Origin of the sequence: Streptomyces mirabilis (genome assembly GCF_039503195.1) — a bacterium.
GTDB lineage: Bacteria > Actinomycetota > Actinomycetes > Streptomycetales > Streptomycetaceae > Streptomyces > Streptomyces mirabilis_D.
Genome location: NZ_JBCJKP010000001.1, coordinates 8,759,437 through 8,783,767, shown reverse-complemented (window position 1 = coordinate 8,783,767; position 24,331 = coordinate 8,759,437). Strand labels below are relative to the sequence as shown.

Sequence of the window (24,331 nt, the reverse complement as noted above, 5' to 3'; positions counted from 1 at the left end):
TCTCTCAGCCCTTGATCTCGGTCCAGGCCTGGACCCACTTCGCGTACGGCACGCACTTCACGTCGGTGCGGCCGTCCAGGCACTGCTCGATGGGCGTGTTCCAGAAGGCGATGTTCTTCCAATAGCTCTCGTCGGCGGCGTGGAAGGTGTCGCAGAAGGACTTGTCGCTGGTCTCGGTGCACGCCTTGGAGTTGGCCGGGGCCTCACCGAAGTACTCGGCGACCTGGGCGTTCACCTTCGGCGAGATGATCCAGTCCATCCATTTGTAGGCGCAGTTGGGGTGCTTGGCCTTGGCGGAGATCATCCAGGTGTCCGACCATCCGGTGGAGCCTTCCTTGGGCACGAAGGCCTTCACCTTGGCGCCCTCGTCCTGCGCGAGGTTGGCGATGACCTGCCAGGTGGTGCCGACCACGGAGTCACCACTCTTGAAGGCGGAGATCTCCTTGAGGTAGTCGCTCCAGTACTCCCCCACGTTCCCGCTCTGCTTCTTCAGCAGCGCGACGGCCGCGTCGAACTGCTTCTGGTCCAGCGCGTAGGGGTTCTTGATCTTCAACTCCGGCTTGGTCGCCTTCAGATACAGCGCCGCGTCGGCGATGTAGATCGGCGAGTCGTACGCCGTCACGTGCCCCTTGTGCTTCGGGGCGTCGTCGAAGACCGCGGACCAGGAGGTGGGGGCGGGCGTGACCTTCTGCGTGTTGTACATCAGCAGGTTGGCGCCGCGGCCGTGCGGGATGCCGTACATCTTGCCGTCGACGGAGTTCCAGGGACCGTTCTTCAGGCCGCTGAAGACGTCCTTGTAGTTCGGCACGAGGCTGGTGTTGACCGGGGCCGCGTCGCCGGAGGCTATGAGGCGCAGGGACGCGTCACCGGACGCGGAGACGGCGTCGTACTGGCCGGTCTTCATCAGCTTGACCATCTCGTCGGAGCTGGCGGCGACCTTGGAGTTGACCTGACAGCCGGTCTGCTTCTCGAAGTCGCTCACCCAGTCGACCTTGGGGTCGTTGGAGCCGTCCTCGACGTACCCGGCCCAGGCGACCAGGTTGACCTGACCCTCGGTCTTGCCCAGCTTCGACTGCGCCTTGAGGTCGGGGGGGTTGAGGCCGGTGGCCGAGGAGGCGCCCGAGTCGGACGACCCGCAGGCGGCCGTGGCGAGGAGCAGCGCGACGGCGGTGAACGCGAGAAGAGAGGTGCGGAGGGTTCGGTTGGGACGCACGACGTACTCCATACGTGAGGGGGGACTGAGCGTGGGGGTCGTCAGCGGGGGGCGGGGACCTTGAAGGTGTGACGGCGGTGCCACCGGAGCCGGACCCGGGTGCCGCGATAGGCGGCGACGTCCTCGGAGGAGGTCTCCAGGTTCTGCTGGAGCGCGGTCAGCCGTCCGCCCGCGTCGAGGTCCACCAGGAAACGGGTGGCGTCGCCCAGATAGACGACCTCGACGACGGTTCCCGTGGCGGTGGAGTGCTCCGGCTCGTCGGCCTCGGCGGACTCCTTGAGGACCCGGATCTTCTCGGGCCTGATGCTGTACGTGCCCGAGGCGCCCACCACCTGCTGCGCGGATTCGCCTTCGAGCAGGTTGGAGGTGCCGACGAAGCCCGCGACGAAGGGGGTGGCGGGGCGTTCGTAGATCTCGGCCGGGGTGCCGACCTGTTCGATGCGGCCCTGGTTGAAGACGGCGATGCGGTCGCTCATCGTCAGGGCCTCCTCCTGGTCGTGGGTGACGAAGACGAAGGTGATGCCGACCTCTCGCTGGATCGCCTTGAGTTCGACCTGCATCTGCTCGCGCAGCTTGAGGTCGAGGGCGCCGAGCGGCTCGTCGAGCAGCAGCACCCGGGGGCGCCCGACGAGGGCGCGGGCGAGTGCGACGCGCTGACGCTGGCCGCCGGAGAGCTGGGAGGGGCGGCGGGCCCCGAAGCCTTCGAGGCGTACGTCCGCGAGCGCTTCGCGGGCCTGTTGGAGCCGCTCGGCCTTGGGCACCTTGCGGACCTTGAGGCCGTACGCGACGTTCTGCTCGACGGTCATGTGCGGGAACAGCGCGTAGTCCTGGAAGACGGTGTGCACATCCCGCTCGAAGGGGGCCAGCCCGGTGACCTCCTGGCCCGCCAGCTCGATCCGGCCCGCGGTCGGGCTCTCGAAGCCGGCGATCATCCGCAGGACGGTCGTCTTGCCCGAGCCGGACGGGCCGAGCATCGAGAAGAACTCACCGTCGGCGATGTCCAGGTCCACTCCGGCCACGGCGGTCGTCTCTCCGAACGCCTTCCGCAGGCCCTGGAGCCGGATCGCTGTTGCCTCCATGGGCGGGAACCTTTCTGGTGCACTGGCGCGTTGACCGGAAAGATATGAAGTCATAGTTCAAAGCTCAAGACCCCCTTAGAGTAAAGGTTGAGTCAACGCACAAGGTGGTGGCCGTGAAGCAGTACGTGAACAACAGCGCCGAGGGTGCCCGTAGGGCCGTCTTCGCCCCCGTGGACAACCGCGCCCGGGTGGACGCGGTCATCCGCAGGCTCAGCGACGCCATCGAGCTCGGCCTGCTCGCCGACGGGGAGCAGCTGCCCGGCGAGATGGAGCTGGCCGGCCAGCTCGGCGTGTCCACGGTCACGCTGCGCGAGGCGCTGATGGCGCTGCGCCAGCAAGGGCTGGTCACCACCCGCAGGGGGCGCGGCGGCGGCAGCTTCGTCTCCCTCCCCGAGGTCCCCGGCGAGGAGCGGCTCAGAGTGCGGCTGGCCGGCTGGAGCACGGAGGAGCTGCGCGATCTGGGTGACCACTGGGCCGCCCTGTCGGGCGCGGCCGCCCAGCTGGCCGCGGAGCGCACGGAGCCGGGCGACCTGCGGCAATTGCGGCGCACACTGGACGAGTTGGCGTCCGCCGAGGACGCCGCGGCGCGCAGCCGGGTCTACGGCCGGTTTCATGTCGAGCTCGCCGCGGCGGCCCAGTCCGCCCGGCTGACCCGCGAGCAGGTCGCGCTCCAGACGGAGGTGGGGGCACTGTTGTGTCTCGTGCTCGGGGACGACACATATCGTGAAGAAGTCGCAGACCGTCACCGCTCCGTAATCTCGGCCGTGCAAGATGGGGCCCACGCATCGGCCAGAGCGCTGGCCGAGCGGTGCGTCCAGGCCTCGACGGCACGGCTCATCGCCCTCCGCCTCGCGATGCCGCGCGCCGCGTCCGGTCCCCGTCCACTGGAGGGCACCCATGAGCAGGAGCCCCGGTCCGGCCGGCGCCACGGCGACGCTTGACGCGACACCGGAGGCGGCCGTCGCCGCCCAGGTCCGCTCCACCCTCGAGGCCGTGTTCGAGGCGGTTGCCGAGACCCGCGCCGACACCACGGCCCGGCTCACCGGGGTCGCCGCGCAGGGCCGTCGCCCCGCGACCGTCGACCTGGCCGCGCTGCGCCCGGGGCTTCACCTCCGGCTCACCCGGCAGGAGTTGGTGTCGGGCGTAGGGTTCGTCGCCGCGCCGGGACTGCTGAGCGACGTACCGGCGTGGCTGGAGTGGTGGCAGACCGGCTCCGGCGGAGACGTGCGGCCGCTGCTGCTCGACCTCGACCCCGCGCACTGCGCGTACTCCGACTACACGCACTGGGACTGGTTCGCCCTCCCCCGCGACACTGGGCAGCGGGCGGTCGCCGGCCCCTATGTGGACTACCTCTGTTCCGACGAGTACAGCCTGACCCTGTCCGCACCCGTGCAGGTGGAGGGTCGGTTCGTGGGGGTCGCCGCGGCCGACGTGTATCTGCGGCACTTCGAGGCGGCGGTCGTGCCGCTGCTCCAACAGCTGCCCGGGGCCGCCCACTTGGTGAACGGGCGCGGTCGGGTGGCCGCGTCCGCCGATCCGGCGCATCTGGCCGGATCGCTCACCAAGGGCCCGGACTTCGGGGCCGTACTGGCAGGGGCGCGGACCACGCGCCACGACGGGATGCGGCTGATCCCGTGCGACGGAGTGCCCCTTGTGCTCGTTGTACTGGACCCCTGAGCGGGCCCACACCCCGGACCGCCGAGCGGGCTCACACCACGCGCAGCTCCGCCGCGCCGTTGCGTGTCCTGCGCGGTCCGGCCGTCATGTGCCGCGCCTCGCGCAGGACCAGGGTCATCCGCGTATATCCCATGTCCTGAAGGGCCTTGGGGGTCTCACCGACGATCCGGCAGTCCGTGCGGCCCCAGCGGGGATCGGGGTGCACCAGCGGCCGTACGGCGCCGTCGTGCTCGACGGCGTCCGGGCCGACGGCGCGGATCCAGTGCGGCAGGCCCTGCCGGTAGGCGGCCTCCATGATCGGGTCCTGGGCGATGTCCCGGCGGATCGACTGGAGTCCGCGGTCCTGGCCGTGGCGCTCCACCGCCGCGGCGAAGTGGGCCAGCATCGGCAGGCACCAGCTCGACTCGTGTTCGCCGAGGACCGTGGCCGCGTCCGGGTGGAACAGGACGAACCGGAGGAAGTTGTCACCCGGCATGGCGGTCGGATGGGGGCCCACGCCGCCGAAAAGTGTCTCGAACGCGGCGTTGGACAACACGACGTCCCAGCGGTGGTCGAAGACGACGGACGGGAACGCCACGGCATCCAGGAGAGCGGCGTAGTCCTGGAGATACGCCTGAGCCTCGAGACTCTCGGGGACAGGTCGCGGTTGGGACCGCTGCCATCCTGCCTGGTACGCCATCGGGAGGTCACCCCTCTTGCCTCTGCGGCCTTCACGCGGCGCCCCGATCCTGCTGCCCGGAGCTCAGCCATGTCAACTATCGTGGCATTTAGCGCTTGTTGACGGCTGATTCGCGCCACAGTTGTGGCGACCGCTGGATGTGAGTTCGAGCGAACGGCTAGTCTCCCGTTGGTCCCTGACCCTTGTGAGAGACACCTGAGAGACCTGAGCGAGACTGAGAGAGACGTAGGAGATCAGTCGGTGACGGATGGCTTCGAAGTTCCGGGCGCCACGGCGACGGTTCTGCTGCCGGCCGTCGTGGCCCGGGTCACCGCACTCGCCGACCGGCTCGATGTGCAGCACTCCGAGGTTTTCGACGTCCAGCGCCTGTCGGCCGAGTCCGGCGTGCCCCAACCCGTGGTGCGGGCCCTGCTGGGCGGTCGCCCCGCCGGGGAACCCGATCTCCAGGCCCGCTTCCTCCAGCGCCTGGACCTGTTGCGCCGCACCCGGATCAAGCCCAATGGGCGCAAATACACTCAACAGGAGATCGCCGACGGCGCCGGAATGTCGCGTCAACAGGCGGGCGCCCTCATCAACGGCGACCGGCGCCCCACCATGGAGCACTGCGACGCCATCCAGCGCTTCTTCCGGGTGCACGCGGGGTTCCTGACGGCCGAGGACTCCGAGGCGCTCGTGGGCGCCCTGCAGCGCTCGGAGCAGGAGCTGCTGCAACAGCTGGCCGAGCGCGAGGCGGCCGCGGCCGCCGACGACCCGCTGGAGCGGCTGCTCCAGGACCACGGCGTCCGCGGAATCGCCTGGCGGGCCGCGCAGTTGCCCACCGACCAGCACCGCGACAAGGTCGCCGAATGGCTGGACATGCTCTTGGAGAGCGTCAAGCGGCCCGAGTCGTGATCCGGGGAGAACTGTGGGCATCGGAAGGGACATGCGCCGCCTGTGCGGCGAGTTGGTCGCGGAGCTCTCGCTCCCTGCACCGGCGGAACCCGGCGACCTGTACGCCGCCCTGTGCGACGCCATGAGCAGACGCCGCGGCCGTCCCGTCCAGTTCCGTACGGCCGCGTTCCCGCCCGGCACCGCCAGCGGGCTGTGGCTCGACATGGCCGACCAGGACCTCGTCGTCATCGAGGAACGCACCGCCCCCGACCACCAGTTGGTGATCCTCGGCCACGAACTGTGGCACATGAAGGCCGGGCACTGCAGTCACCACGTCGAGGGCGCCGCCGTCGCGGCCCGCTTACTCAGCGACACCGCCGATCTGCAGGCGACCGTCCTGAGGGTCGCCGCGCGCACCCGCTTCGACCTCGCGGACGAGAAGGAGGCCGAGAGCTTCGGTCTGCTGCTCGCCAGCAAGTGCCGTACCTGGCTGGCCGGTTCGCAACTGCGCGGGCCGATGAGCCGGGACGGGCTGGCCGGCCGCATCGAGGCGTCCCTGGGGTACCGCGGACCGCAGGGCTGAGGCGCCTTCCCGGACATGGACGGATCCAGCTACTACGTCCCGGCCGTCGCCATGGGCGCCGCCCTCGCCGTCAAGGCACCCACCCTGATCCGCGGCTGGCGCGACCCGCTGCTGCGGTCGGTGGGCATCCTGCTGGCGCTCGCCTGCCTGGTGTTCCTCTTCGCAGCCCCGCCGACCATCGCCGAGGTCAATGACCTCACCGGTATCCCCAACATCTCGGCGCCCCTGGTCTACTGCCTGCTGAGCGTCTTCAGCGCGTCCTGTCTGGTGCTGATCATCCACTGGCGCGGCGGACCCCCCGAGGTCACCCGCCGGCTCTCCCGCCGCTGGATCACCGGGTACGGCGTCGTGAGCGTGGCGCTGGTCGTGCTCTACCTGCTCGGGGACTGCCCCGAGGAACGCCTGCGCGACCTCGACACCTACTACGCGAACACCCCGTTCATCCGCGAGATGATCGTCCTCTACCTCGTGGCGCTGACCGTCGCGGGCGTCGCGATGAACGTCATGTGCTGGCGCTGGGCCCTTCAGGTGGACGGCTGGCTGCGCGCCGGACTCCTGACGATCGCGGTCGGCTTCCTCTTCAACGTCCCCTACTCGGCGACCAAGTTCATCGCCGTCGTGGCCCGCTGGAACGGCGCGAACCTGGACGGTCTGAGCACCGACGTGGCCCCTGTGCTGGCTTCCGTCGGAGCCCAGGTCAGCGCGGTCGGCTTCCTGCTCCCGCTGGCCTGCCAGCGCATCGGGGACAGCTGGACCACCTGGTCGACGTACCGCCGGCTCGGACCGCTGTGGCGCGAGCTGCGGACGGTCTCGGCGCACGCGGACCACGCGGTGCGGATCTCCTGGTGGTCCTCCGCCGAACTCCAGGTCACCCAGCGGGAGTCCGACATCCACGACGGCATGCTCAGCCTGTACCCCTACTTCGACTCCGCGGTACGCTCCCTCGCCTACGACGCGGCCGTGACGGCGGGCTCCGAGCCCGCCCAGGCTCAGGCCGAGGCCGACGCGGCGATGGTGACGGCGGCGGTGCGGGCCAGGGCCGCCGACCCGGAGGGCAGGGTCATCAGCGCGGCGGAGGCCGCCACCGCCCCCGCCGCTTCCGCCGAGGGTCCACGCGACCTCGTACGGATGTCGATGGCCCTGCGTCAGTCACCCGTCGTCGCGGCCGTCCGAGGACGGGCCGCGACCAGGTCAGAGAGCGACTTCCATGAGCAATCCCGCTAGCGCGGCAGCAGGCGACAGAGGTACGGCCCCCCGTCGGGCCGTCGTCATCGGCGCGGGGACGGCCGGTCTGCTGGCCGCCGCCGCCCTGGACCCGTACGCCGAGGTCACCGTCGTCGAGCGCGACGTCCTGCCGGACGGGCCCGCGCCGCGCAAGGGCCTCCCGCAGGCCCGGCACGCCCATCTGCTGTTGTCCGGTGGCGCCCACGCGATGGAGGAGTTGCTGCCGGGGGTGACCGCCGCCTGGCTCGCCGCGGGCGCCCGCCGGATCCCGCTGCCCACCGGATTCGTCTCCCTGACGGCGCAGGGCTGGCTGCGGCGCTGGCCCGAGATGGAGTTCATGATCTCGTGCAGCCGTGATCTGCTCGACTCGGTACTGCGCGACCGGGTCGCCACGAAGGACCGGGTGACCGTCGTGGACGGCACGGGGCTGCTCGGTCTGGAGGGTGACGCCTCCCGGGTGACGGGCGTGCGCGTACGGATGCGCGACGGCGGGCAACGGGTGCTCCCGGCCGACCTGGTGGTGGACGCCTCGGGGCGCGGCTCACGCTCCACCCTCTGGCTCGACGCGCTGGGTGTCGCGCCGGCGCGGCTGGACGAGGTCGACTCCGGACTCACCTACGCCAGCCGGATCTTCCGGGCACCGGCGGGCACCGAGGACTACCCCGTGGTCGCTGTGCAGCCCGACCCGGCGCAGCCCGTGCCGGGCCGCTCCGCGACGATCGTGCCCGTCGAGGGCGGACGCTGGCTGGTGACGCTGTCGGGCACCCGCGACGGACAGCCGACGGACTCCGTCGAGGAGTTCGAGCCGTTCGCGCGCGGCCTGCGGCACCCCGTGGTGGGCGAGCTGATCGCGCACGCGCAGCCGCTGACGGACGTCGCCGTCAGCCGCAGCACGATCAACCGGCGGCGCTTCTTCGAGAAGGTCAAGGGCTGGCCGGAGGGGTTCGTCGCGCTCGGCGACGCCGTCGCCACGTACAACCCGGTCTACGGGCACGGCATGACGGTGGCCGCACAGGGCGCGCTGGCGCTGCGCGACCGGCTCGCCGAGCACGGGATCGCGGCGCCGGGGCTCGCGCGGCGGGTGCAGCGGGCGGTGGCCCTTCCGGTGACGATCGCCTGGGAGCTGGCCACGGGCACGGACATCCGCTACCCGGGCGCGATCGGCGAGCAGCCCGGGGCCACGCGGAAGTTGCTGGGGCGCTATGTCGAACGGCTCCTGCGGACGGCGGCGGGACGCCCCCTGGTCGCCCAGGCGTTCCTGGCCGTGTCCACCCTCTCCGCGCCCCTGTCCGCGCTGGTCAGACCGGAGGTCGCCGTCGCCGTACTGCGTGGCCCGCGCCGCCCTCCTCTGACCGACCCGCCCCTCACGGCCGAGGAGTGGGAAGCGGTGCTGAGCGTCCCGGAGCCGTCGGGAACGCCGGCAGTGGGCTGAGCGGAGGGCAGGCGTCCAGCGGCGCCGGGCACCTTCGGCGGTGGGGAACGGCTCGGCGGCGGGCGGTCGGCGGCGACCGCCTCGTCGGCCATGGGTGTCAGGTCGCGCTGCGTTCGCTCGCCTCGCGCAGGTCGCGCTCCACCGCCCGGTTGTGGGCGGTGTCGGGCCGGCCGTCGTGCCGGGGCGGCCCGCGCGCAGCAGTTCGCGCCAGTGCTCGCGGCTCCAGTCGGCCGGGCTGGTGGTGCTGGTGAACTCCTCGACCAGGGCGAGGAAACGGGCCGGGTCGCTGTGGAAGGGGAAGTGGCCCGCGCCCTCGAAGATCTCCAGTCTGCTACCCGGCATGGCCTGGTGCGCGCCGTACGCGTGCCGCACCGGTACCACGCTGTCCCGGTCGCCCCAGAGCAGCATCGTGGGCATGCCCTCGGTCAGATAGCAGCGGTCGAGCATGGTCACCGCCTGCCCGCGCCAGTCGACGACCGCCCGCAGGGTGCGGATGAACGCGCTGCGGGAGGTCGCGTCGGGCAGCGCGTCGACGAGGTTGAGCAACTCCGGCGCGTCCTGGCCCAGATCGGTGTCCAGGAGCCTCATCAGACGCAGGAAGATGCCGACTTGGAGCCGCATGCCGGGCAGCCGCAGGGCGGAGAGCATGAGGTGGGCGCCCGGCAGCGAGACGGCCCGCAGTACGGGGTTGACCTCGCCGCCGACGCCGCCCGCGCTGACCAGGATCAGCCGTTCGGTCCGCTCCGGGAACTGGTAGGCGAACTGCATGGCGACACCGCCGCCGAGGGAGTGCCCGACCAGGGTGGCGGACTCGATGTCGAGCGTGGTGAGCAGATCGCGGACCCCGTTGGCGTACGCGGCCACGGAGTAGTCGGCGCGCGGCTTGTCGGAGGAGCCGTGGCCGAGCAGGTCGGGCGCGATCACCGTGTGGGAGCGCGCGAGGTCGGGGATCAGGTCCGCCCAGGTCGCCGAGGAGTCACCGATGCCGTGGATCAGGACGAGCGTGGGGCCCTCACCGGCCACGCGGTAGGCACGACGGTAGCCGTGTACGACGCGGTGCTGCAGACGCAGCTCCGCGTCGTGCACGGAACGCAGCCGCGGGTTGCGCCGCGGACGCCGAGGCGGTACGTCGACCACGGGCTCACCTCCTGTTACGGGCCGCCGTGAAGGCGGCTTCCCCGCTGCCGGGAAGGCGCTTCCCGGCTCTTCTCACCACCCTAGGGCCCCTGTCCCACAAGGGATTTCGGTGATGTTTCGCCTCCGCTAAGCGGGCGAACCCGCACGCATCGAAACCGCATTGTCAGTGGCGGTTGGCAAGCTGGAGGCACGTACCGCCATGTACCGCTTCGACCAGCCGACCCGGGGAGAGCCGTCCGATGCCGACCGCCGTACTGACCGACCACGAACGCGCCGCCGTGCAGGCCTATCTGCGTCTCCTTCAGACCGTACGAGCGGCGTTCGACGGTCCGCCGGACGGACGTCGACCACCCGTGGTGCCGCCCGCCGCGCTCGCCGAGGCGGAGCAGGCGCTGGCGGCGGCCGGACTCGCGGGCAACGAGGAGGAGTTCTTCCGGCTGCTGCACAGCTGGTGCCCGGAGCCCGGAGGCCACCTTGGCTAGGCGTCGGCCCCGGTGTGCGGGACGGTGACGGCCGTGGCCAGCAGGCCCCGGCGCACGGTCCAGCGCCCTTCGAAGGCCTGTATGCGTCGCCCGTTCACCAGCGGTCCCGGCACGAGGAGTTCGGCGCGCAGGCCGCCGGAACGTGCGGGGCCGTCGTCCGCGAAGAGCTCGATGTCCGCCTCGAAGAAGTCCAGCCACTTTCCGGTGAGGGGGTACCACGCCTTGTAGACGGACTCCTTGGCGCTGAACAGCAGTCGGTCCCAGTGCACGGAGGCGTCCTGCGACGCCAGCTCGCGCAGCCGGTCGTTCTCCCTGGGCAGGGCCACGGAACCGATGACGTCGTCGGGGAGTTCCTCGTGGGGTTCGGCGTCGATGCCCAGCGAGGCCAGGTCGGTGGCCCGGACGAGGGAGGCCGCGCAGTAGCCCTCGCAGTGCGTCATGCTGCCGATCAGCCCTGCGGGCCAGACGGGCGCCCCGTGTTCGCCGCGCAGGACGGCCTGCGCGGGCACGCCGAGCTTCTCCATGGCCCGGCGGGCGCAGGCGCGCACGGCGGCGAACTCACGGCGCCGCTTCTCCACGGACCGCGCCACGAGCTGCTGCTCCCCGGGGTACAGCGGCGCGCCCCAGTCCTGGTCGTCACCGTGTGTCTCCACGGTCACGACCGATTCCGGGAGCAGCTCCTCGATCACCGGTTCCGACCTCCATCGGCAGTACGTGGCGCAGGGTGTCCGGCGGGCCGGGGCGGGGCCGCCACTCCCGGGGGTATCCCACCGAGACCTCTTCGAAGCGGACGCCCTCGTGGTGGGTGGTCCGCGGGATGTGCAGATGACCGTAGACCATGACCTGGGCGCGGAAGCGGCGGTGCCAGTCGGCGGTCAGCCGGGTGCCGCACCACATGGCGAACTCGGGGTAGCGCAGGATGTCGGTCGGGTGACGGTCCAGCGGGTAGTGGTTGACCAGGACGGTGGGCAGGTCCTCGGGCAACTCGGCGAGCCTGCGCTCGGTGTCGGAGACCCGGGCCCGGCACCAGGCCTCGCGGCTCGGGTAGGGGTCGGGGTGCAGGATGTGCTCGTCGGTGCAGATCACCCCGGTCCCCTCGGCGTACGCCATGCCCTCGTCCTTGGTCGCGCAGCCCGGCGGCAGGAACGAGTAGTCGTAGAGCAGGAAGAGCGGTGCGACGACCGCGGGGCCGCCCGGCCCGTCCCAGACGGGGTAGGGGTCTTCGGGGGTCGTGACACCCAACTCCCGGCACATGGTGACGAGATGCTCGTAGCGGGCGACACCGCGCAGCTGCACGGCGTCCTTGGGGTGGGTCCACAGCTCGTGGTTGCCGGGCACCCAGACGACCTTGCGGAAGCGTCCGCTGAGGGTTTCGAGGGCCCAGCGGATGTCGGCCACGGTCTCCGAGACGTCACCGGCCACGAGGAGCCAGTCGTCGTCGGTGTACGGGCGCATCTTCTCGACCAGGGCGCGGTTCTCCGCGTACCCGATGTGCAGGTCGCTGATGGCCAGCAGGTTTCCGTGTCCGCCGGCCGTCGACCGCACCCTTGCCACCTCCGAGAAAAGGACTGGAAACACAAGAACACATTCGCCCCCGCGGGACAAGGACGGCCCGCGCGCCGGGCCTCGCGCCCCGGCGCGTCGAGCCTGATTCCGGGGTCGCGGGAAATCCGTAACACGCCCGTAGCGTCACACCGGGCTCGCGCCCCTTATGATCGCCCCAACACAACCGCCACGAACCCTTCTCGGCGTATGGCGGTTTGCTGTTCCTCCCTCTCCCCTGGCCGGGCACGGCCTGCTCCGCCGTGCCCGGAACCCTGAAAGGCGGCCTGCATGGGTTCTCGCGTACGCGTCTGGCTCAACCGCACGTACGCGGAGAACGTGTTCTTCATGGACCAGCTGCGAAGTAATCCGCAGCTCCGCCCGGTCGAGATCCATGCCACCCACGGCGACCCCGACTCCCCCGTGCTCGCCGCCGCCGACACCGCCGCCATGGAGCCGGAGGGCCTCTCCCCCGCCGCCTACGTCGAGTACGCCCTCGACCAGTGCGCGCGCCACTCCATCGACGTGTTCGTGCCGGTCCTGCACCAGGCGGCGATCGTGGCGCACCGCGCCGAGTTCGCGGCGCTCGGCACGGCCCTGCTGGCGCCGCCCTCCGAGGCCGTGGCCGTCTTCCTGGACAAGGCCACCGCGTATCAGGCCGTGCAGGCGGTGGGTGTGCCGGTGCCGCCGTGGTGGCGGGTGCGCACCGAGGAGGAGTTCGTCGCCGCGGTCGAGACCCTGGAGGCCGAGGGTCACAAGGCCTGCTTCAAGCCGGCCGCGGGGGCGGGCGGAGTGGGCTTCCGCGTCATCACCCGCGCCCCCTTCTCGCTCGCGCACCTCAATGGGTTTCCGAGCCCGTACGTGCCGCTCGACCTGGTCGTGGAGGCACTGCGGTCGGCGGAGGAGCCCGTCGACTGGCTGGTCATGCCGCTCCTGGGGCAGCCGGAGGTGTCCGTCGACTGCCTCACGGCGCCGGACGGCCGGGTCAGGATGGCGGTGGGCCGCACGAAGAACGGACGGCGTCGCGGTTTCACGCTGCACCCTTCGTTCATCGAGCCCGCGCGGCTGCTCGCGGAGGCGTTCGGACTGCACTACCTGACGAACATTCAGTTCCGGATGCTCGGTGACGACCCGGTTCTCATGGACGTCAACACCCGCCCGGCGGGCGGTCTGCACCAGCTCTCGCAGTGCGGCATCAACGCCCCCTGGGCCGCGGTGCGGTTGGCGCTCGGCGAGGAGCCGGGCGAGATGGTGCCGCCGCTGCTCGGGCAGGACTACACCGTGCTCGCGGGTCCCCGTCCGGTGCGTCCGGTCTCGCTGCCGCAGCAGCGCACCGACGCGCCCGCGTCCACCCTGCCCGCCGTGCCCGCCCCGGCCCAGGCCACGGAGTCCGCTCCGACACCGGAGCCCGCACCCGCCCATGCGTCCAAGGCCTCCACCGCGACCACGGCGGCCATCGCCCCCGCCTGAGCCTTACGCGCCCCCTGCCCACCCCTCACCCCCTCGCATCTCACCTTCCCCACCCGCTCACCGGTCTGGACCAATTCCGCGCAACGCCTTGACAGCGGGATTGGTCCATACCAACTTGGTTGCGCACCTCTCAGCACTCCCGAAGCACTCCCGAACACCCCCATGCCTCAAGGGAGATCGCGTGCGCATCAACCTCAGAACAGACCTCAGGCGCTCCAGACATCGTGTCCTCGCGCTGCTCGGCACCGCCGCCCTGGCGCTGGCCGGGGCGGTCGCGCTGCCCACCACGGCCCAGGCGGCCAACATCCTGTCCAACCCCGGCTTCGAGTCGGGCGGCCTCTCCCCCTGGTCGTGCACCGGGAACCTCGGCTCGGTCGTCTCCAGCCCCGTGCACGGCGGCTCCAAGGCCCTGGCCGGGGCGGTGAGTTCGAGTGACAACGCCCAGTGCAGCCAGACCGTCTCGGTCCAGCCGAACACCACGTACAGCCTCTCGGGCTGGGTGCGCGGCAGTTACGTCTACCTGGGCGTGGACGGCGGTGCGTCGACGTGGACGACGTCCCCGTCGGCGTACAGCCAGCTCAGCGTCTCCTTCACGACCGGCGCCTCGCAGACCAGCGCCAAGATCTACGTCCACGGCTGGTACGCGCAGGGCACCTACTACGCCGACGACATCAGCCTGGACGGTCCGGGCGGCGGAGGCGGCTCCGACACCCAGGCGCCGACCGCGCCGACGAACCTGACCTCCACCGGCAAGACCTCCTCCAGCGTGTCCCTGTCGTGGGGCGCGTCGAGCGACAACGTGGGCGTCACCGCGTACGACATCTACAGCGGCTCGAACCAGGTGCTGAGCGTGTCGGGGACGAGCGCGACGGTCAGCGGTCTCGCGTCGAGCACCGCCTACACGTTCACGGTGAAGGCGCGGGACGCGGCCGGGAACACCTCCGGGGCCTCCAACTCCGTGTCCGTGACCACGGACGCGGGCGGTGGCGGCGGCACCGGCTTCAAGCAGGCGGCACCGTACCTCTACCTCGGCTGGGGCGACCCGCCGAGCGCGACCTCGGTGATGAGCTCGACCGGCGTCAAGTGGTTCACGATGGCGTTCATGCTGGACTCGGGCGGCTGCAACCCCGCCTGGGACGGCAGCAGGGCCCTCACCGGCGGCACCGACCAGACCGTCATCAACCAGATCCGCTCCGCCGGCGGTGACGTCGTCCCGTCGTTCGGCGGCTGGCAGGGCAGCAAGCTCGGGGCCAACTGCTCCTCGGCGAGCGCGCTCGCCGGTGCGCTCCAGAAGGTCATCGACGCCTACGGGCTCAAGGCGATCGACATGGACATCGAGAACACGGACGAGTTCGAGAACGAGGCCGTCCAGGCCAAGATCCTGACCGCGCTGAAGACCGTCAAGGCCAACAACCCGGGCCTGAGGACGATCGTCACCTTCGGCACCTCGACGACCGGACCGACCTACTACGGCAACCGGCTCATCGAGCAGGCGCAGTCGCTGAACGCGGGCATCGACGTCTTCACGATCATGCCGTTCGACTTCGGCGGCGGCTCCGACATGTACGGCAACACCGTCAACGCCGCCGAGGGGCTGAAGGCCAAGCTGAAGTCCACCTTCGGCTGGGACGACGCCACGGCCTACTCCCACATCGGCATCTCCGGCATGAACGGTCTGTCCGACCAGCAGGAGAACACCACCCCGGCGATCTGGACCCAGATCCGCGACTGGGCGAACTCGCACCACATCGCCCGTCTCGCCTACTGGGCGGTCAACCGTGACCGGCCCTGCCCCGGCGGCGGCGTGGTGAGCAACTGCTCCGGCATCAGCCAGAACAACTGGCAGTTCACCTCCATCACGGCCGGGTTCACCGGCTGACGCTCCCGGCGTGGGGGTATCCGGCCGTCAGGCGGTCGGATACCCCCACGTGTCGCTCCAGCCGCCCGCCCCGGGGCGGGCGGGGCGATGTACGGCAGGCCGCCGGCGACCTCGGGACTCCGGGGCGACGGCACCCCTCGAGGGTTCGCCGCCGCGGGCGCACCGCCCCCCATCAGCCTCCCCCGGCGAACGAAGCGCCGTGGTCACGGCGGGCGCGAAGGCCGCCGTGACCACGGCTTTCGCCCTTTCCTTCATTCTTCATGGGAAGTACAGCCACTTCCCCGGGAAAAGCACAGCCACTTCCCCCGGGAAAGCAGGGTCACGCCTTCGCCACCGCCAGCCGCAGCGTCCGCACCTCGAAGGGGCGCAGTGCGACCGCGACCGCGTTCCCGTCCGTGTCCACCGTCGTCAGCGGGCGCTCCAGGAGGTCGGTCTCCTGGGCCCCCGCCAGCGGGAAGCCGGTGCGCAGGGTGCCGGAGCCGCGACCTCCGCGGGACTCGTAGAGGCGTACGACGACATCGCCCGAGGCGTCGTCGGCGAGCTTGACCGCCTCGATGGTCACGCCCTCGCCGTCCACGGAGACGACGGGCTCGGCCGGACCGGCCGAATCCGCCACCCGCAGCGGCAGGTTGAGCGCGTACCCCTCCGCGATCGCGTCCTCGATGCTCGCGCCCGGCAGCAGCGCGTAGGTGAAGCGGTGCTTGCCCTGGTCGGCCTCGGGGTCCGGCACGCGCGGGGCGCGCACGAGGGACAGGCGTACGGTCGTGGTCGTGCCGCCGTCCTCGCGGACCGTGCGGGAGACGTCGTGGCCGTACGTCGAGTCGTTGATGACCGCGACACCGTAGCCGGGCTCGGCGATGTGCACCCAGCGGTGGCCATAGACCTCGAAGCGGGCCGACTCCCAGCTGGTGTTGGTGTGCGTGGGCCGCTGGACATGGCCGAACTGGATCTCCGCTGAGGAATGCGGGGCCCGGATGTCCACCGGGAAGGCCGCCTTGAGGATCTTCTCCGCCTCGTGCCAGTCGATCTCGGTCTCGACGTCGATCCGGCGGCTGCCGGCCCGCACGGTGATCGTCTGGACGATCCGGGAGCCCTTGCCGAAGGCGCGCTCCACCTTCAGCGCGCCGAGCAGCGGGCCGTCCTCGACGACCGTGACGGACTCGGCGTCGAGCAGGTCCGTGTAGCGGTTCTTGTAGTGCTTGTCGATGTCCCAGGCGTCCCAGTAGTTCGGGAGGTCGCTGTGCAGACGGAGCAGGTTGCCCTTGTCGGCCAGGACCTCACGGTCGGCCGTCAGGTCGCGTACGGAGGCCAGCGTGCCGTCCTCGGCCAGCTCGACGCGGACCAGGCCGTTGTCGAGGACGCGGCCGTCGACGCTCACCGGCTGCGGGGGCTCACCCGCGTCGAGCAACGCGCTGCCGTTCGCGGGGACTTCGGCGTACATCGGGATGCCGACGGAGGTGCGGACCACCTCGGCACGGTCGACCGGGCTGGTGTTGAACACCCGGGTCTCGCCCGTGCCCAGCGCGGCCACGGCCTCGGCCGTGATCGCCTCGACCTCCTTCGCCACCCTCGCGTACTCCGCCTCGGCCTCCCGGTGCACCCAGGCGATGGACGAGCCGGGCAGGATGTCGTGGAACTGGTGGAGCAGGACCGTCTTCCAGAGCCGGTCGAGCTGCTCGTACGGGTAGGAGTAGCCCGGCGCGTTCAGTGCGGCGGTGGTCGCCCACAACTCGGCCTCGCGCATGCGGTGTTCACTGCGCCGGTTGCCCTGCTTGGTGCGGGCCTGGGAGGTGTAGGTGGCGCGGTGCAGCTCCAAGTACAGCTCACCGGACCAGACCTGGTCCCCCGGGATCTCCTCGCGGGCGGTGGCGAAGAAGGCGTCCGGGTGCTCGACCCGGACCTTCGCCGAACCCTCCAGGCTCGCCAGCCGCCGGGCGCGCTCCATCATCTCGCGGGTGGGGCCGCCACCGCCGTCACCGTGGCCGAAGGGGGCCAGGGACGTCGTACCGCGGCCCTTGTCCTGGTAGTTGCGGACGGCGTGCGCCATCTCCTTGCCGGAGAACTCGGCGTTGTAGGTGTCGACGGGCGGGAAGTGGGTGAAGATGCGGGTGCCGTCGAGGCCTTCCCACCAGAAGCTGTGGTGGGGCAGCTTGTTGGTCTGGTTCCAGGAGAGCTTCTGGGTCAGGAACCAGTCGTTGCCTGCGAGCTTGGCGAGCTGCGGGTAGGCCGCGTTGTAGCCGAAGGAGTCCGGCAGCCAGACGCCCTTGGTCTCGATGCCGAAGTGCTCGATGAAGAACCGCTTGCCGTGGATGAGCTGGCGGGCCAGCGCCTCGCCGCCGGGCAGGTTGCCGTCGGCCTCCACCCACATGCCGCCGACCGGCGCCCAGTTCCCGTCGGCGACCGCCTTCTTGATGCGCGCCCACACGTGCGGGTAGTTGTCGCGCACCCACTCGTACTGCTGGGCCTGCGAGCAGGCGAAGACCAGCTCCTCGTACTCCTCGGCGAGCGCGGTGACGTTCGAGAAGGTGCGGGAGGTCTTGCGCTTGGTCTCGCGGATCGGCCACAGCCAGGCGGAGTCGATGTGCGCGTGCCCGGCCGCGGAGAGGGTGTGGGCGCTGGCGTGCGCGGGCTTGGCCAGGGTGGGGGCCAGCACCGCGCGGGCGGCGGCGGCCGTCCCGGAGATGTCGTCCAGGTCGAGGGCGTCCATCGCCTGGTCCAGCGCGATCATGATCTCGTGGCGGCGCGGGTCGAGCTCGCCCAGCTCCAGCATGAGTTCGCGCAGCACCTGGACGTCGAGGTCGAGGTGCCAGACGTTCTCGTCGAGGATGGCGATGTCGGCGCGCTTGAAGGTGTAGAGCGGCTTGTCACCGGCCGTGAGGCGGTCGCCGAGCGGGGTCGGGCCGGCGAAGTCGTTCGCCAGGATGTCGGGGTTGGAGGCCGCCTCGACCAGGTAGTGGATCTCCTCGCCGCCCGTGGCCGGGTGGGCGATCGGCACGTACTGGTTCTGCGGGTTGACCGCCTTCAGCGGGACCCCGTCCGGGAGGTGGACGAGTGCCTCGGCCTGGTTGCCGGGCCAGTCGCCCACGAAGCCGAGGTCGAAGACGGCCTCGACGCGCTGGCCCGTCCAGTTGGCGGGAACCGAGCCGCGCATCCGGAACCAGGTGGTGCCCCACGGCGGCCCCCAGGGGGTGTCCATCGCGAAGGGCTTGTACGGCGCCGCGGCGGCCTCCTCGAAGGGGACCGGCTCGCCGGGCGCCTGCCAGGCCTCGACCTCGAAGGGCACCGAGGCGGCGTAGATCGCGGGCTTGATGCGCTGGTCGTGGACGCGTGCGACGCGCTCCTCGATCCGGCGGCGTTCGTCGTGCATGTGGGGTCTCCAGGAGCCAAGAAGCCAAGAAAGGGGAAAGCGCTTACTCAAGGTACGCCAGGCCGGGATGGACCGACGTGTACCCCTCGACCAGACGGCGGGCCACGTTCACGGAGTCGACGAGCGGGTGCAGGGCGAAGGCCTTGACGGCGGTCGTGCGTGAGCCGGACTCGGCGGCGGACAGGACCTCGCGCTCCACCGCCTTGACCGCGCAGACCAGTCCGCTGGCGTGGTCGGGCAGCGGGTCGACGGCGACCGGGTGGGCGCCGTTGGCGTCGACGAGGCAGGGCACCTCGATGACGGCCTCCGTGTCGAGCACGCCCAGCGTGCCGCGGTTGCGGACGTTGAGGATGAGCGTGGTGCGCTCGTCGCGGGCGATGGCCCGCATCAGTGCCAGCGCCACCTTCTCGTAGCCGCCGGAGAGGTCGTCGGCGTCGCGTTCGCCCGCGCCAGCCGCATCCCTGTTCTCCGCCATGTAGGTGGCCTCGCGCTCGGCCCGCGTACGGTCCCAGGCACTCAGCGCGGCGGTGTTCGGGCGCTTCATCTCGGCGTAGAACTGTTCCTGCTGGTCGCGCAGGAACGCGCCGCGGGTCTTCTCCGCCTGCTGGTAGGCCCGGACGGCCTCCCGGTTGAAGTAGTAGTAGTGCAGGTACTCGTTCGGAACGGCGCCCAGGGACTGCAGCCACTCGACGCCGAAGAGCTTGCCCTCCTCGAAGGAGCCGAGCAGCTCGGGGTCGGCGAGCAGCCGCGGCAGCTCGTCGCGGCCCGCGACGCGCAGCCCGCGCACCCAGCCGAGGTGGTTGAGGCCGACGTAGTCGATCCAGGCCTCGCGGGGGTTGGCGCCCAGGACGGTGGCGATGCGGCGGCCGAGGCCGACCGGCGAGTCGCAGATGCCGATGACGCGGTCGCCGAGGTGACGGGACATGGCCTCGGTGACCAGTCCGGCCGGGTTGGTGAAGTTGATGACCCAGGCGTCGGGGGCGAGCCGGGCCACCCGCTGGGCGATGTCCACGGCCACGGGGACCGTGCGCAGGCCGTACGCGATGCCGCCGGCGCCGACCGTCTCCTGGCCGAGGACGCCCTCAGCGAGTGCCACCCGCTCGTCGTCGGCACGTCCCTCCAGGCCGCCGACGCGAATCGCGGAGAAGATGAAGTCGGCGCCGCGCAGGGCGTCGTCGAGGTCGGTGGTGAAGGACACCTCGGGGGCGTCCGGCAGGTCCTTCGCCTGCTCGGCCAGCACCCGGGCGACGGCCGTGAGCCGTCCGGCGTCCACGTCGTGCAGCACGACATGGGTGACGCGGCCCTCGGCGCGGTCCCCGAGGAGTGCCCCGTACACGAGCGGCACCCGGAATCCGCCGCCACCCAGAATCGTCAGCTTCACGCCGTTTCCGCCTTTCCTGTCACGACCACTTGCACGCCCGCCTCTTCCAACGACGACCGCGTCGCCGGGTCCAGCGGGCCGTTCGTCACCACCACGTCCAGTTCCTCGGGGCCGCAGACCCGCGCCATCCCCGTACCCGGGAACTTCGCGCGGTCGGCGAGCAGGACGACCTTGTCGCCCGCCTCGATCATGGCCCGCTTGACCGGCACCTCGACGACGGTGGTGTCCATCACCTGCCCGCCGGGCCGTACCCCGCTGGTACCGAGGAACAGCCAGTCGGCGTGCAGTTGTCGCAGGTTGTCCTCGGTGAGGAAGCCGACCAGGGAGCGGTACTCACGGCGGACCATTCCGCCGAGCAGCACCAGCTCTATGTCCTCGTCGTCCACCAGCTCCTCGTAGACCACCAGGTTGCTGGTGATCACGGTGATCCGGCGGCCGTGCAGCTGCCGGGCCAACCGGTAGGCGGTGGTGCCGATGTCCAGCAGGACGGACTGGCCGTCCTGGACCATCGAGGCGGCGCGCTCCGCGATGGCGTCCTTCTCGGCCACACGGACCTCGGCGACCTCGGCGAAGGGCTGGTCGCCCTCCTCCACGACCGCCCCGCCGTGCACCCGCGTGAGCAGGCCTTCCTCCTCCAGTTTCAGCAGGTCACGGCGGACCGTGGCGGGGCTCACGCCCAGCTGTTCGGAGAGATCGGTCACGGCTGCGGGCCCGCCGGAGCGCAGGGCCCGCAGGATGAGTTGATGTCGTCGCTCTGCCAGCACCCTGTGAACAGTACTCGTCATTCCCAATCATTTCTATGCTCAGTTCTGCTCGACTCTTGCAAAATTGGCCAGAGGCGCGCACGATCCTGTGCACCGCTTGCAGAGTTTTGACGAGAGGATGTGCTCGTGGGTGACGAACGGCCCGATGTGATGCTGACCGGGCTGCTCTTCTACGACCTCGTTCTCACCGGACTGGGGAAGCCGCCGACGGCCGGCGAGGAGATCTGGACCGAGGGAATGGGCGTGAGCCCCGGCGGCATCGCCAACCTGGCGGTCGCGGCCTCCCGGTTCGGCCTGCGCACCTCTTTGGCCACGGTCTTCGGCGACGACTCCTACGGCGCGTACTGCCGTGAGGTCCTCGCCGACCAGGAGGGCATCGACCTCTCCCTGTCCCGCACCGCGGACGGCTGGCACACTCCCGTCACCGTCTCGCTGGCCCACGGCAACGACCGGGCCCTGGTCACCCACGGCCAGGAACCGCCGTACTCGCAGGACGAGCTGATGGGCGACCCGCCCGAGGCGCGCACCGCCCTCGTGCACATCGAGGCCGAACCGCGCGCCTGGCTCGCCAAGGCCGCGGCGGCCGGCACCCGGATCTACGCGGACGTCGGCTGGGACCCCACACAACAGTGGTCCCGGGACCTCCTCGACCAGCTCTCCCTGTGTCACGCCTTCCTCCCGAACGAGACGGAGGCGATGGCGTACACGCGCACCGAGAGCGCGGTCGCGGCCCTGGGCACGCTGACCGAGCTGGTGCCGGTCGCCGTGGTCACCCGGGGCGGCGACGGCGCGGTCGCGGTGGACCAGACGACGGGCGAGTACGCGGAGGTGCCGGCCCTCCCCGTCGACGTCCTGGACGCGACGGGTGCCGGGGACGTCTTCGGCGCGAGCTTCGTCGCCGCCTCGCTCGGCGGCTGGCCGCTGGAGGAACGGCTGCGCTTCGCGGTGCTGGCCGCGGGTCTGTCCGTACAGCGGCACGGCGGTGCGCTGGCCGCGCCCGGCTGGTACGGCGTCCACCGCTGGTGGCAGACGCTCGAAGACCGTGAACTGCGGCGTGCGTACGGCTTCCTGGCCGACCGCGTCCCGGCGGACCCGGGCCCGCCCGTCCGTCCCGCCCCCGTGACCCCGCCCGACGCCACGCGTCGGCCGGGCACACCCCGATGACCCCACGCGCAACACCCCGTAAGACCCCCCGCATGACACGCATGACCCCACGCATCGCAACGCGAAACACCCCACGCACGATCCCTTGCAAGACCCCACGTACGCGAAGACCGAAAAGATCCGAAAGGCGGTGGGAGCTGTGCGGCTCTCACGAAGGGGCCTGCTGCGCGCCGGCCTGGCCGGTACGGCCGCCACGGCGCTGGGCGGCCTGGCGACCGGCTGCGGCGTTCCGACCGGCTCGACCGGACGCAACATGGTCCTGTGGTACTGGAGCGGCGGGCTGAGCCCGAAAGTCGTCCAGGACGCCAAGGCCCGCTACGACAGCGCGGTGAATCTGCAGGCCATCCAGATCGGCGGCTACTACCGCTCGAAGCTGATGACCACGATGACCGGACGCGCCCACATTCCGGACATAGCCGGGCTCAAGGGCGAGGACATGGCCTCGTATCTGCCCAACTCCGACCAGTTCGTGGACCTGCGCACGCTCGGTGCCGAGAAACTGAAGGATCAGTACCTGCCCTGGAAGTGGGATCAGGGCATCGCCCCGGACGGTTCGATGGTGGGCTTCCCGATCGACTGCGGTCCGGTCGCGCACTACTACCAGCCCGCCGTCTTCCAGAAGGCCGGACTGGCCTACGAGCCCGCGGACGTCTCCAGGGAGCTGGCCACCTGGGACCAGTTCTTCGCGGCCGGCGAGCAGCTGAAGAAGCGCCTCCCCGGCACGTTCATCCTGACCGACGCGCTCAGTGTCTTCGGCATCTCGGTCAACCAGACGACGAAGCGGTTCGTCGACAAGGACCGGCACTTCATCGGCGACCAGGAGCACGTACGCACCGCCTGGGACCGTTCCGTCGAGGCCACCCGTCGCGGACTGGTCTCGAAGATCATCAACGGTACGGCCGACAACACCTCGGCCACCGAGCGGGGTCTGCTGCCCAGCCAGCTGAACGCCTCCTGGGCGGCCGGCGACATCAAGCTCAACGTACCGAAGACCAAGGGCAAGTGGCGGGTGGCCGCGTGTCCGGGCGGTCCCTCGAACATCGGCGGCTCGTTCCTCGCGATCACCAAGGCGTGCCGGGAGCCCGAGAAGGCCTTCGAGATGATCACCTGGATGCTCGACGCGAGCAACCAGGCCCAGGGCTTCGTCGACTCGGTGCTCTTCCCCTCGACCCCTGCGTCCTACGCGATGCAGAAGCTGCGCGAACCCGACGCCTTCTTCGGCGACCAGGTCACCATGGACGTCTTCGGTCCGGCGGCGCAGAACATCCCGGTCGCCTTCAACAGCCCGTACGACATCGCGCTGAGCACCCCGATCAACGACGAGCTGCGGAACTTCTCCGTCCTCGGCAAGGACCCGGACAAGGCCTGGAGGGACGCCATGAGCAAGTGCCGGCGCATCGCGGACCACCTGGGGGTGAGTTACTGATGGCTACCGCACCCGTGGTCGACACACCTCCCGCGGCCCTCGCCGAGACCCCCGTCACCCACCCCAAGAAGGGCATCCTCAGCTACTGGCGGCTGTACGCCGCGATCTCCCCCTTCTATCTGTTGTTCCTCGCCTTCGGTCTGATCCCGGTCGGCTTCTCGCTCTATCTGTCGTTCCACCGTTGGGACGGCCTCGGCACGATGGAGTTCGCGGGGCTCTCGCAGTACCGCTATCTGCTGTCGGACACCCAGTTCTGGACCTCGATCGGGAACACGCTCATCATCTGGGCGCTGGCCACCTTCCCGATGATCTTCCTGGCGATGGTCACGGCCGTGATGCTCAACTCGGCCGTCCGCTTCAAGAACCTCTATCGCTTCGCCTACTTCCTGCCGAACGTCACCTCGATCGTCGCGGTCGCGATCATCTTCGGCTCGGTCTTCTCCACCAACTTCGGTCTGGCGAACGCCCTGCTCCAGGCGGTCGGCCTCGACCAGGTGGCCTGGCTGAACACTCCGTGGGGCATCAAGGTCGCCATCGCCGTGCTGATGACCTGGCAGTGGACCGGCTACAACGCGATCATCTTCCTCGCGGGGCTCCAGACGATCCCCGGCGAGCTGTACGAGGCGGCGCGGATGGACGGCGCCGGGCCCGTCCAGACCTTCTTCCGGATCACGCTGCCGCTGATGCGTCCGGTGCTGCTGTTCGTGCTCATCATCTCGACGGTCACGGGCCTGCAGACCTTCTCCGAACCGCAGGTGCTGCTGCAGACCACGGACAACAACTCGTCGTTCGCGGGCGGCCCCGGCCACTCGGGCCAGACGATGGTCCTCTACTTCTTCCAGCAGACCTTCGACAACAACGACTTCGGTTACGGCGCCGCCGTGGCCTGGGGCATCTTCCTCGTCGTCATCATCTTCTCGATCATCAACTGGCGCCTGGTGCAGCGCCGGGGCGAAGACTAG

Annotated in this window: 20 protein-coding genes and 1 pseudogene; 12 read left to right on the top strand and 9 right to left on the bottom strand. The window is 70.5% G+C overall.

Annotated features, from left to right (window positions below; translation table 11 throughout):
* Positions 1–4: 4 nt before the first annotated feature.
* Both AAFF41_RS39725 and AAFF41_RS39720 read right to left on the bottom strand, forming a co-directional pair.
* The gene (locus AAFF41_RS39725; RefSeq protein ID WP_319749372.1) at positions 5–1,225 is read right to left on the bottom strand and encodes an ABC transporter substrate-binding protein; all 1,221 of its coding nucleotides are present in this window, start codon (positions 1,223–1,225) and stop codon (positions 5–7) included.
* Positions 1,226–1,254: 29 nt separating this feature from the next.
* A complete protein-coding gene (locus AAFF41_RS39720; protein ID WP_319749373.1) occupies positions 1,255–2,292 on the bottom strand; it encodes an ABC transporter ATP-binding protein in 1,038 nt (345 codons plus the stop codon).
* Between the two features lie 104 nt (positions 2,293–2,396).
* Here AAFF41_RS39720 and AAFF41_RS39715 point away from each other — a divergent pair, with 104 nt between their 5' ends.
* On the top strand, positions 2,397–3,233 hold the full coding sequence (locus AAFF41_RS39715; RefSeq protein WP_388410143.1) for a FadR/GntR family transcriptional regulator: 837 nt from the start codon (positions 2,397–2,399) through the stop codon (positions 3,231–3,233).
* Entirely contained in the window at positions 3,190–3,969 is a 780-nt protein-coding gene (locus tag AAFF41_RS39710) for a PDC sensor domain-containing protein (protein ID WP_343325519.1), read from the top strand. The genes AAFF41_RS39715 and AAFF41_RS39710 overlap by 44 nt, the downstream gene beginning before the upstream one ends.
* A gap of 31 nt (positions 3,970–4,000) precedes the next feature.
* Here the strand turns inward: AAFF41_RS39710 and AAFF41_RS39705 are convergent, their stop codons facing one another.
* Positions 4,001–4,648 (bottom strand): MmyB family transcriptional regulator, encoded by a 648-nt coding sequence (locus AAFF41_RS39705; RefSeq protein WP_343325518.1) that lies wholly within the window; start codon positions 4,646–4,648, stop codon positions 4,001–4,003.
* A gap of 240 nt (positions 4,649–4,888) precedes the next feature.
* On the opposite strand from AAFF41_RS39705, the gene AAFF41_RS39700 reads away from it, so the two are divergent.
* From AAFF41_RS39700 to AAFF41_RS39685, 4 genes are read left to right on the top strand one after another with little or no spacing between them, the layout of a single operon-like run.
* Positions 4,889–5,539 (top strand): helix-turn-helix domain-containing protein, encoded by a 651-nt coding sequence (locus AAFF41_RS39700; protein ID WP_343325517.1) that lies wholly within the window; start codon positions 4,889–4,891, stop codon positions 5,537–5,539.
* 31 nt (positions 5,540–5,570) lie between these two features.
* Positions 5,571–6,101: a toxin-antitoxin system, toxin component gene (locus tag AAFF41_RS39695; protein ID WP_319749484.1), complete on the top strand. Its 531-nt coding sequence runs from the start codon at positions 5,571–5,573 to the stop codon at positions 6,099–6,101.
* 15 nt (positions 6,102–6,116) lie between these two features.
* The gene (locus tag AAFF41_RS39690; protein ID WP_319749379.1) at positions 6,117–7,325 is read left to right on the top strand and encodes an MAB_1171c family putative transporter; all 1,209 of its coding nucleotides are present in this window, start codon (positions 6,117–6,119) and stop codon (positions 7,323–7,325) included.
* Complete coding sequence (locus AAFF41_RS39685) at positions 7,309–8,757, top strand: NAD(P)/FAD-dependent oxidoreductase (protein WP_319749380.1); 1,449 nt, start codon at positions 7,309–7,311, stop codon at positions 8,755–8,757. The genes AAFF41_RS39690 and AAFF41_RS39685 overlap by 17 nt, the downstream gene beginning before the upstream one ends.
* Positions 8,758–9,081: 324 nt before the next feature.
* Here the strand turns inward: AAFF41_RS39685 and AAFF41_RS39680 are convergent.
* Positions 9,082–9,780: pseudogene (locus AAFF41_RS39680) on the bottom strand (alpha/beta fold hydrolase); the annotation flags it as partial.
* Between the two features lie 353 nt (positions 9,781–10,133).
* On the opposite strand from AAFF41_RS39680, the gene AAFF41_RS39675 reads away from it, so the two are divergent.
* A complete protein-coding gene (locus AAFF41_RS39675) occupies positions 10,134–10,376 on the top strand; it encodes a hypothetical protein (RefSeq protein WP_054236050.1) in 243 nt (80 codons plus the stop codon).
* Here AAFF41_RS39675 and AAFF41_RS39670 read toward each other — a convergent pair.
* Both AAFF41_RS39670 and AAFF41_RS39665 read right to left on the bottom strand, forming a co-directional pair.
* Complete coding sequence (locus AAFF41_RS39670; protein ID WP_319749382.1) at positions 10,373–11,065, bottom strand: 4'-phosphopantetheinyl transferase family protein; 693 nt, start codon at positions 11,063–11,065, stop codon at positions 10,373–10,375. The two genes, AAFF41_RS39675 and AAFF41_RS39670, sit on opposite strands and share 4 nt — an antisense overlap.
* Positions 11,013–11,921 carry a metallophosphoesterase family protein gene (locus AAFF41_RS39665; protein ID WP_343325516.1) on the bottom strand — a complete coding sequence of 303 codons (909 nt, stop codon included), beginning with the start codon at positions 11,919–11,921 and terminating at the stop codon, positions 11,013–11,015. Before AAFF41_RS39665 ends, AAFF41_RS39670 begins: the two co-directional genes overlap by 53 nt.
* 288 nt (positions 11,922–12,209) lie before the next feature.
* On the opposite strand from AAFF41_RS39665, the gene AAFF41_RS39660 reads away from it, so the two are divergent.
* Both AAFF41_RS39660 and AAFF41_RS39655 read left to right on the top strand, forming a co-directional pair.
* Positions 12,210–13,388 carry an ATP-grasp domain-containing protein gene (locus tag AAFF41_RS39660; RefSeq protein WP_319749384.1) on the top strand — a complete coding sequence of 393 codons (1,179 nt, stop codon included), beginning with the start codon at positions 12,210–12,212 and terminating at the stop codon, positions 13,386–13,388.
* A 181-nt stretch (positions 13,389–13,569) separates the two neighbouring features.
* Positions 13,570–15,267 carry a carbohydrate binding domain-containing protein gene (locus AAFF41_RS39655; protein ID WP_319749385.1) on the top strand — a complete coding sequence of 566 codons (1,698 nt, stop codon included), beginning with the start codon at positions 13,570–13,572 and terminating at the stop codon, positions 15,265–15,267.
* A 319-nt stretch (positions 15,268–15,586) separates the two neighbouring features.
* Here the strand turns inward: AAFF41_RS39655 and AAFF41_RS39650 are convergent, their stop codons facing one another.
* Genes AAFF41_RS39650 through AAFF41_RS39640 form a run of 3 tightly spaced genes read right to left on the bottom strand, consistent with a single transcriptional unit; the run spans position 15,587 to position 20,779 of the window.
* The gene (locus AAFF41_RS39650; protein WP_343325515.1) at positions 15,587–18,634 is read right to left on the bottom strand and encodes an alpha-mannosidase; all 3,048 of its coding nucleotides are present in this window, start codon (positions 18,632–18,634) and stop codon (positions 15,587–15,589) included.
* 43 nt (positions 18,635–18,677) lie between these two features.
* A complete protein-coding gene (locus AAFF41_RS39645) occupies positions 18,678–20,015 on the bottom strand; it encodes a 6-phospho-beta-glucosidase (protein ID WP_343325514.1) in 1,338 nt (445 codons plus the stop codon).
* Positions 20,012–20,779, bottom strand: coding sequence for a DeoR/GlpR family DNA-binding transcription regulator (locus tag AAFF41_RS39640; RefSeq protein WP_054234544.1), 768 nt, complete (start codon positions 20,777–20,779; stop codon positions 20,012–20,014). Before AAFF41_RS39640 ends, AAFF41_RS39645 begins: the two co-directional genes overlap by 4 nt.
* 126 nt (positions 20,780–20,905) lie before the next feature.
* Between AAFF41_RS39640 and AAFF41_RS39635 the strand changes: the two genes are divergently transcribed.
* The 3 genes from AAFF41_RS39635 (at position 20,906) to AAFF41_RS39625 (ending at position 24,331) form a co-directional block, all read left to right on the top strand.
* Positions 20,906–21,943, top strand: coding sequence for a carbohydrate kinase family protein (locus tag AAFF41_RS39635; protein WP_319749388.1), 1,038 nt, complete (start codon positions 20,906–20,908; stop codon positions 21,941–21,943).
* Positions 21,944–22,082: 139 nt separating this feature from the next.
* Positions 22,083–23,369: an ABC transporter substrate-binding protein gene (locus AAFF41_RS39630; RefSeq protein ID WP_319749389.1), complete on the top strand. Its 1,287-nt coding sequence runs from the start codon at positions 22,083–22,085 to the stop codon at positions 23,367–23,369.
* Positions 23,369–24,331, top strand: a complete 963-nt coding sequence (locus AAFF41_RS39625) for a carbohydrate ABC transporter permease (protein ID WP_319749390.1) — start codon at positions 23,369–23,371, stop codon at positions 24,329–24,331. The genes AAFF41_RS39630 and AAFF41_RS39625 overlap by 1 nt, the downstream gene beginning before the upstream one ends.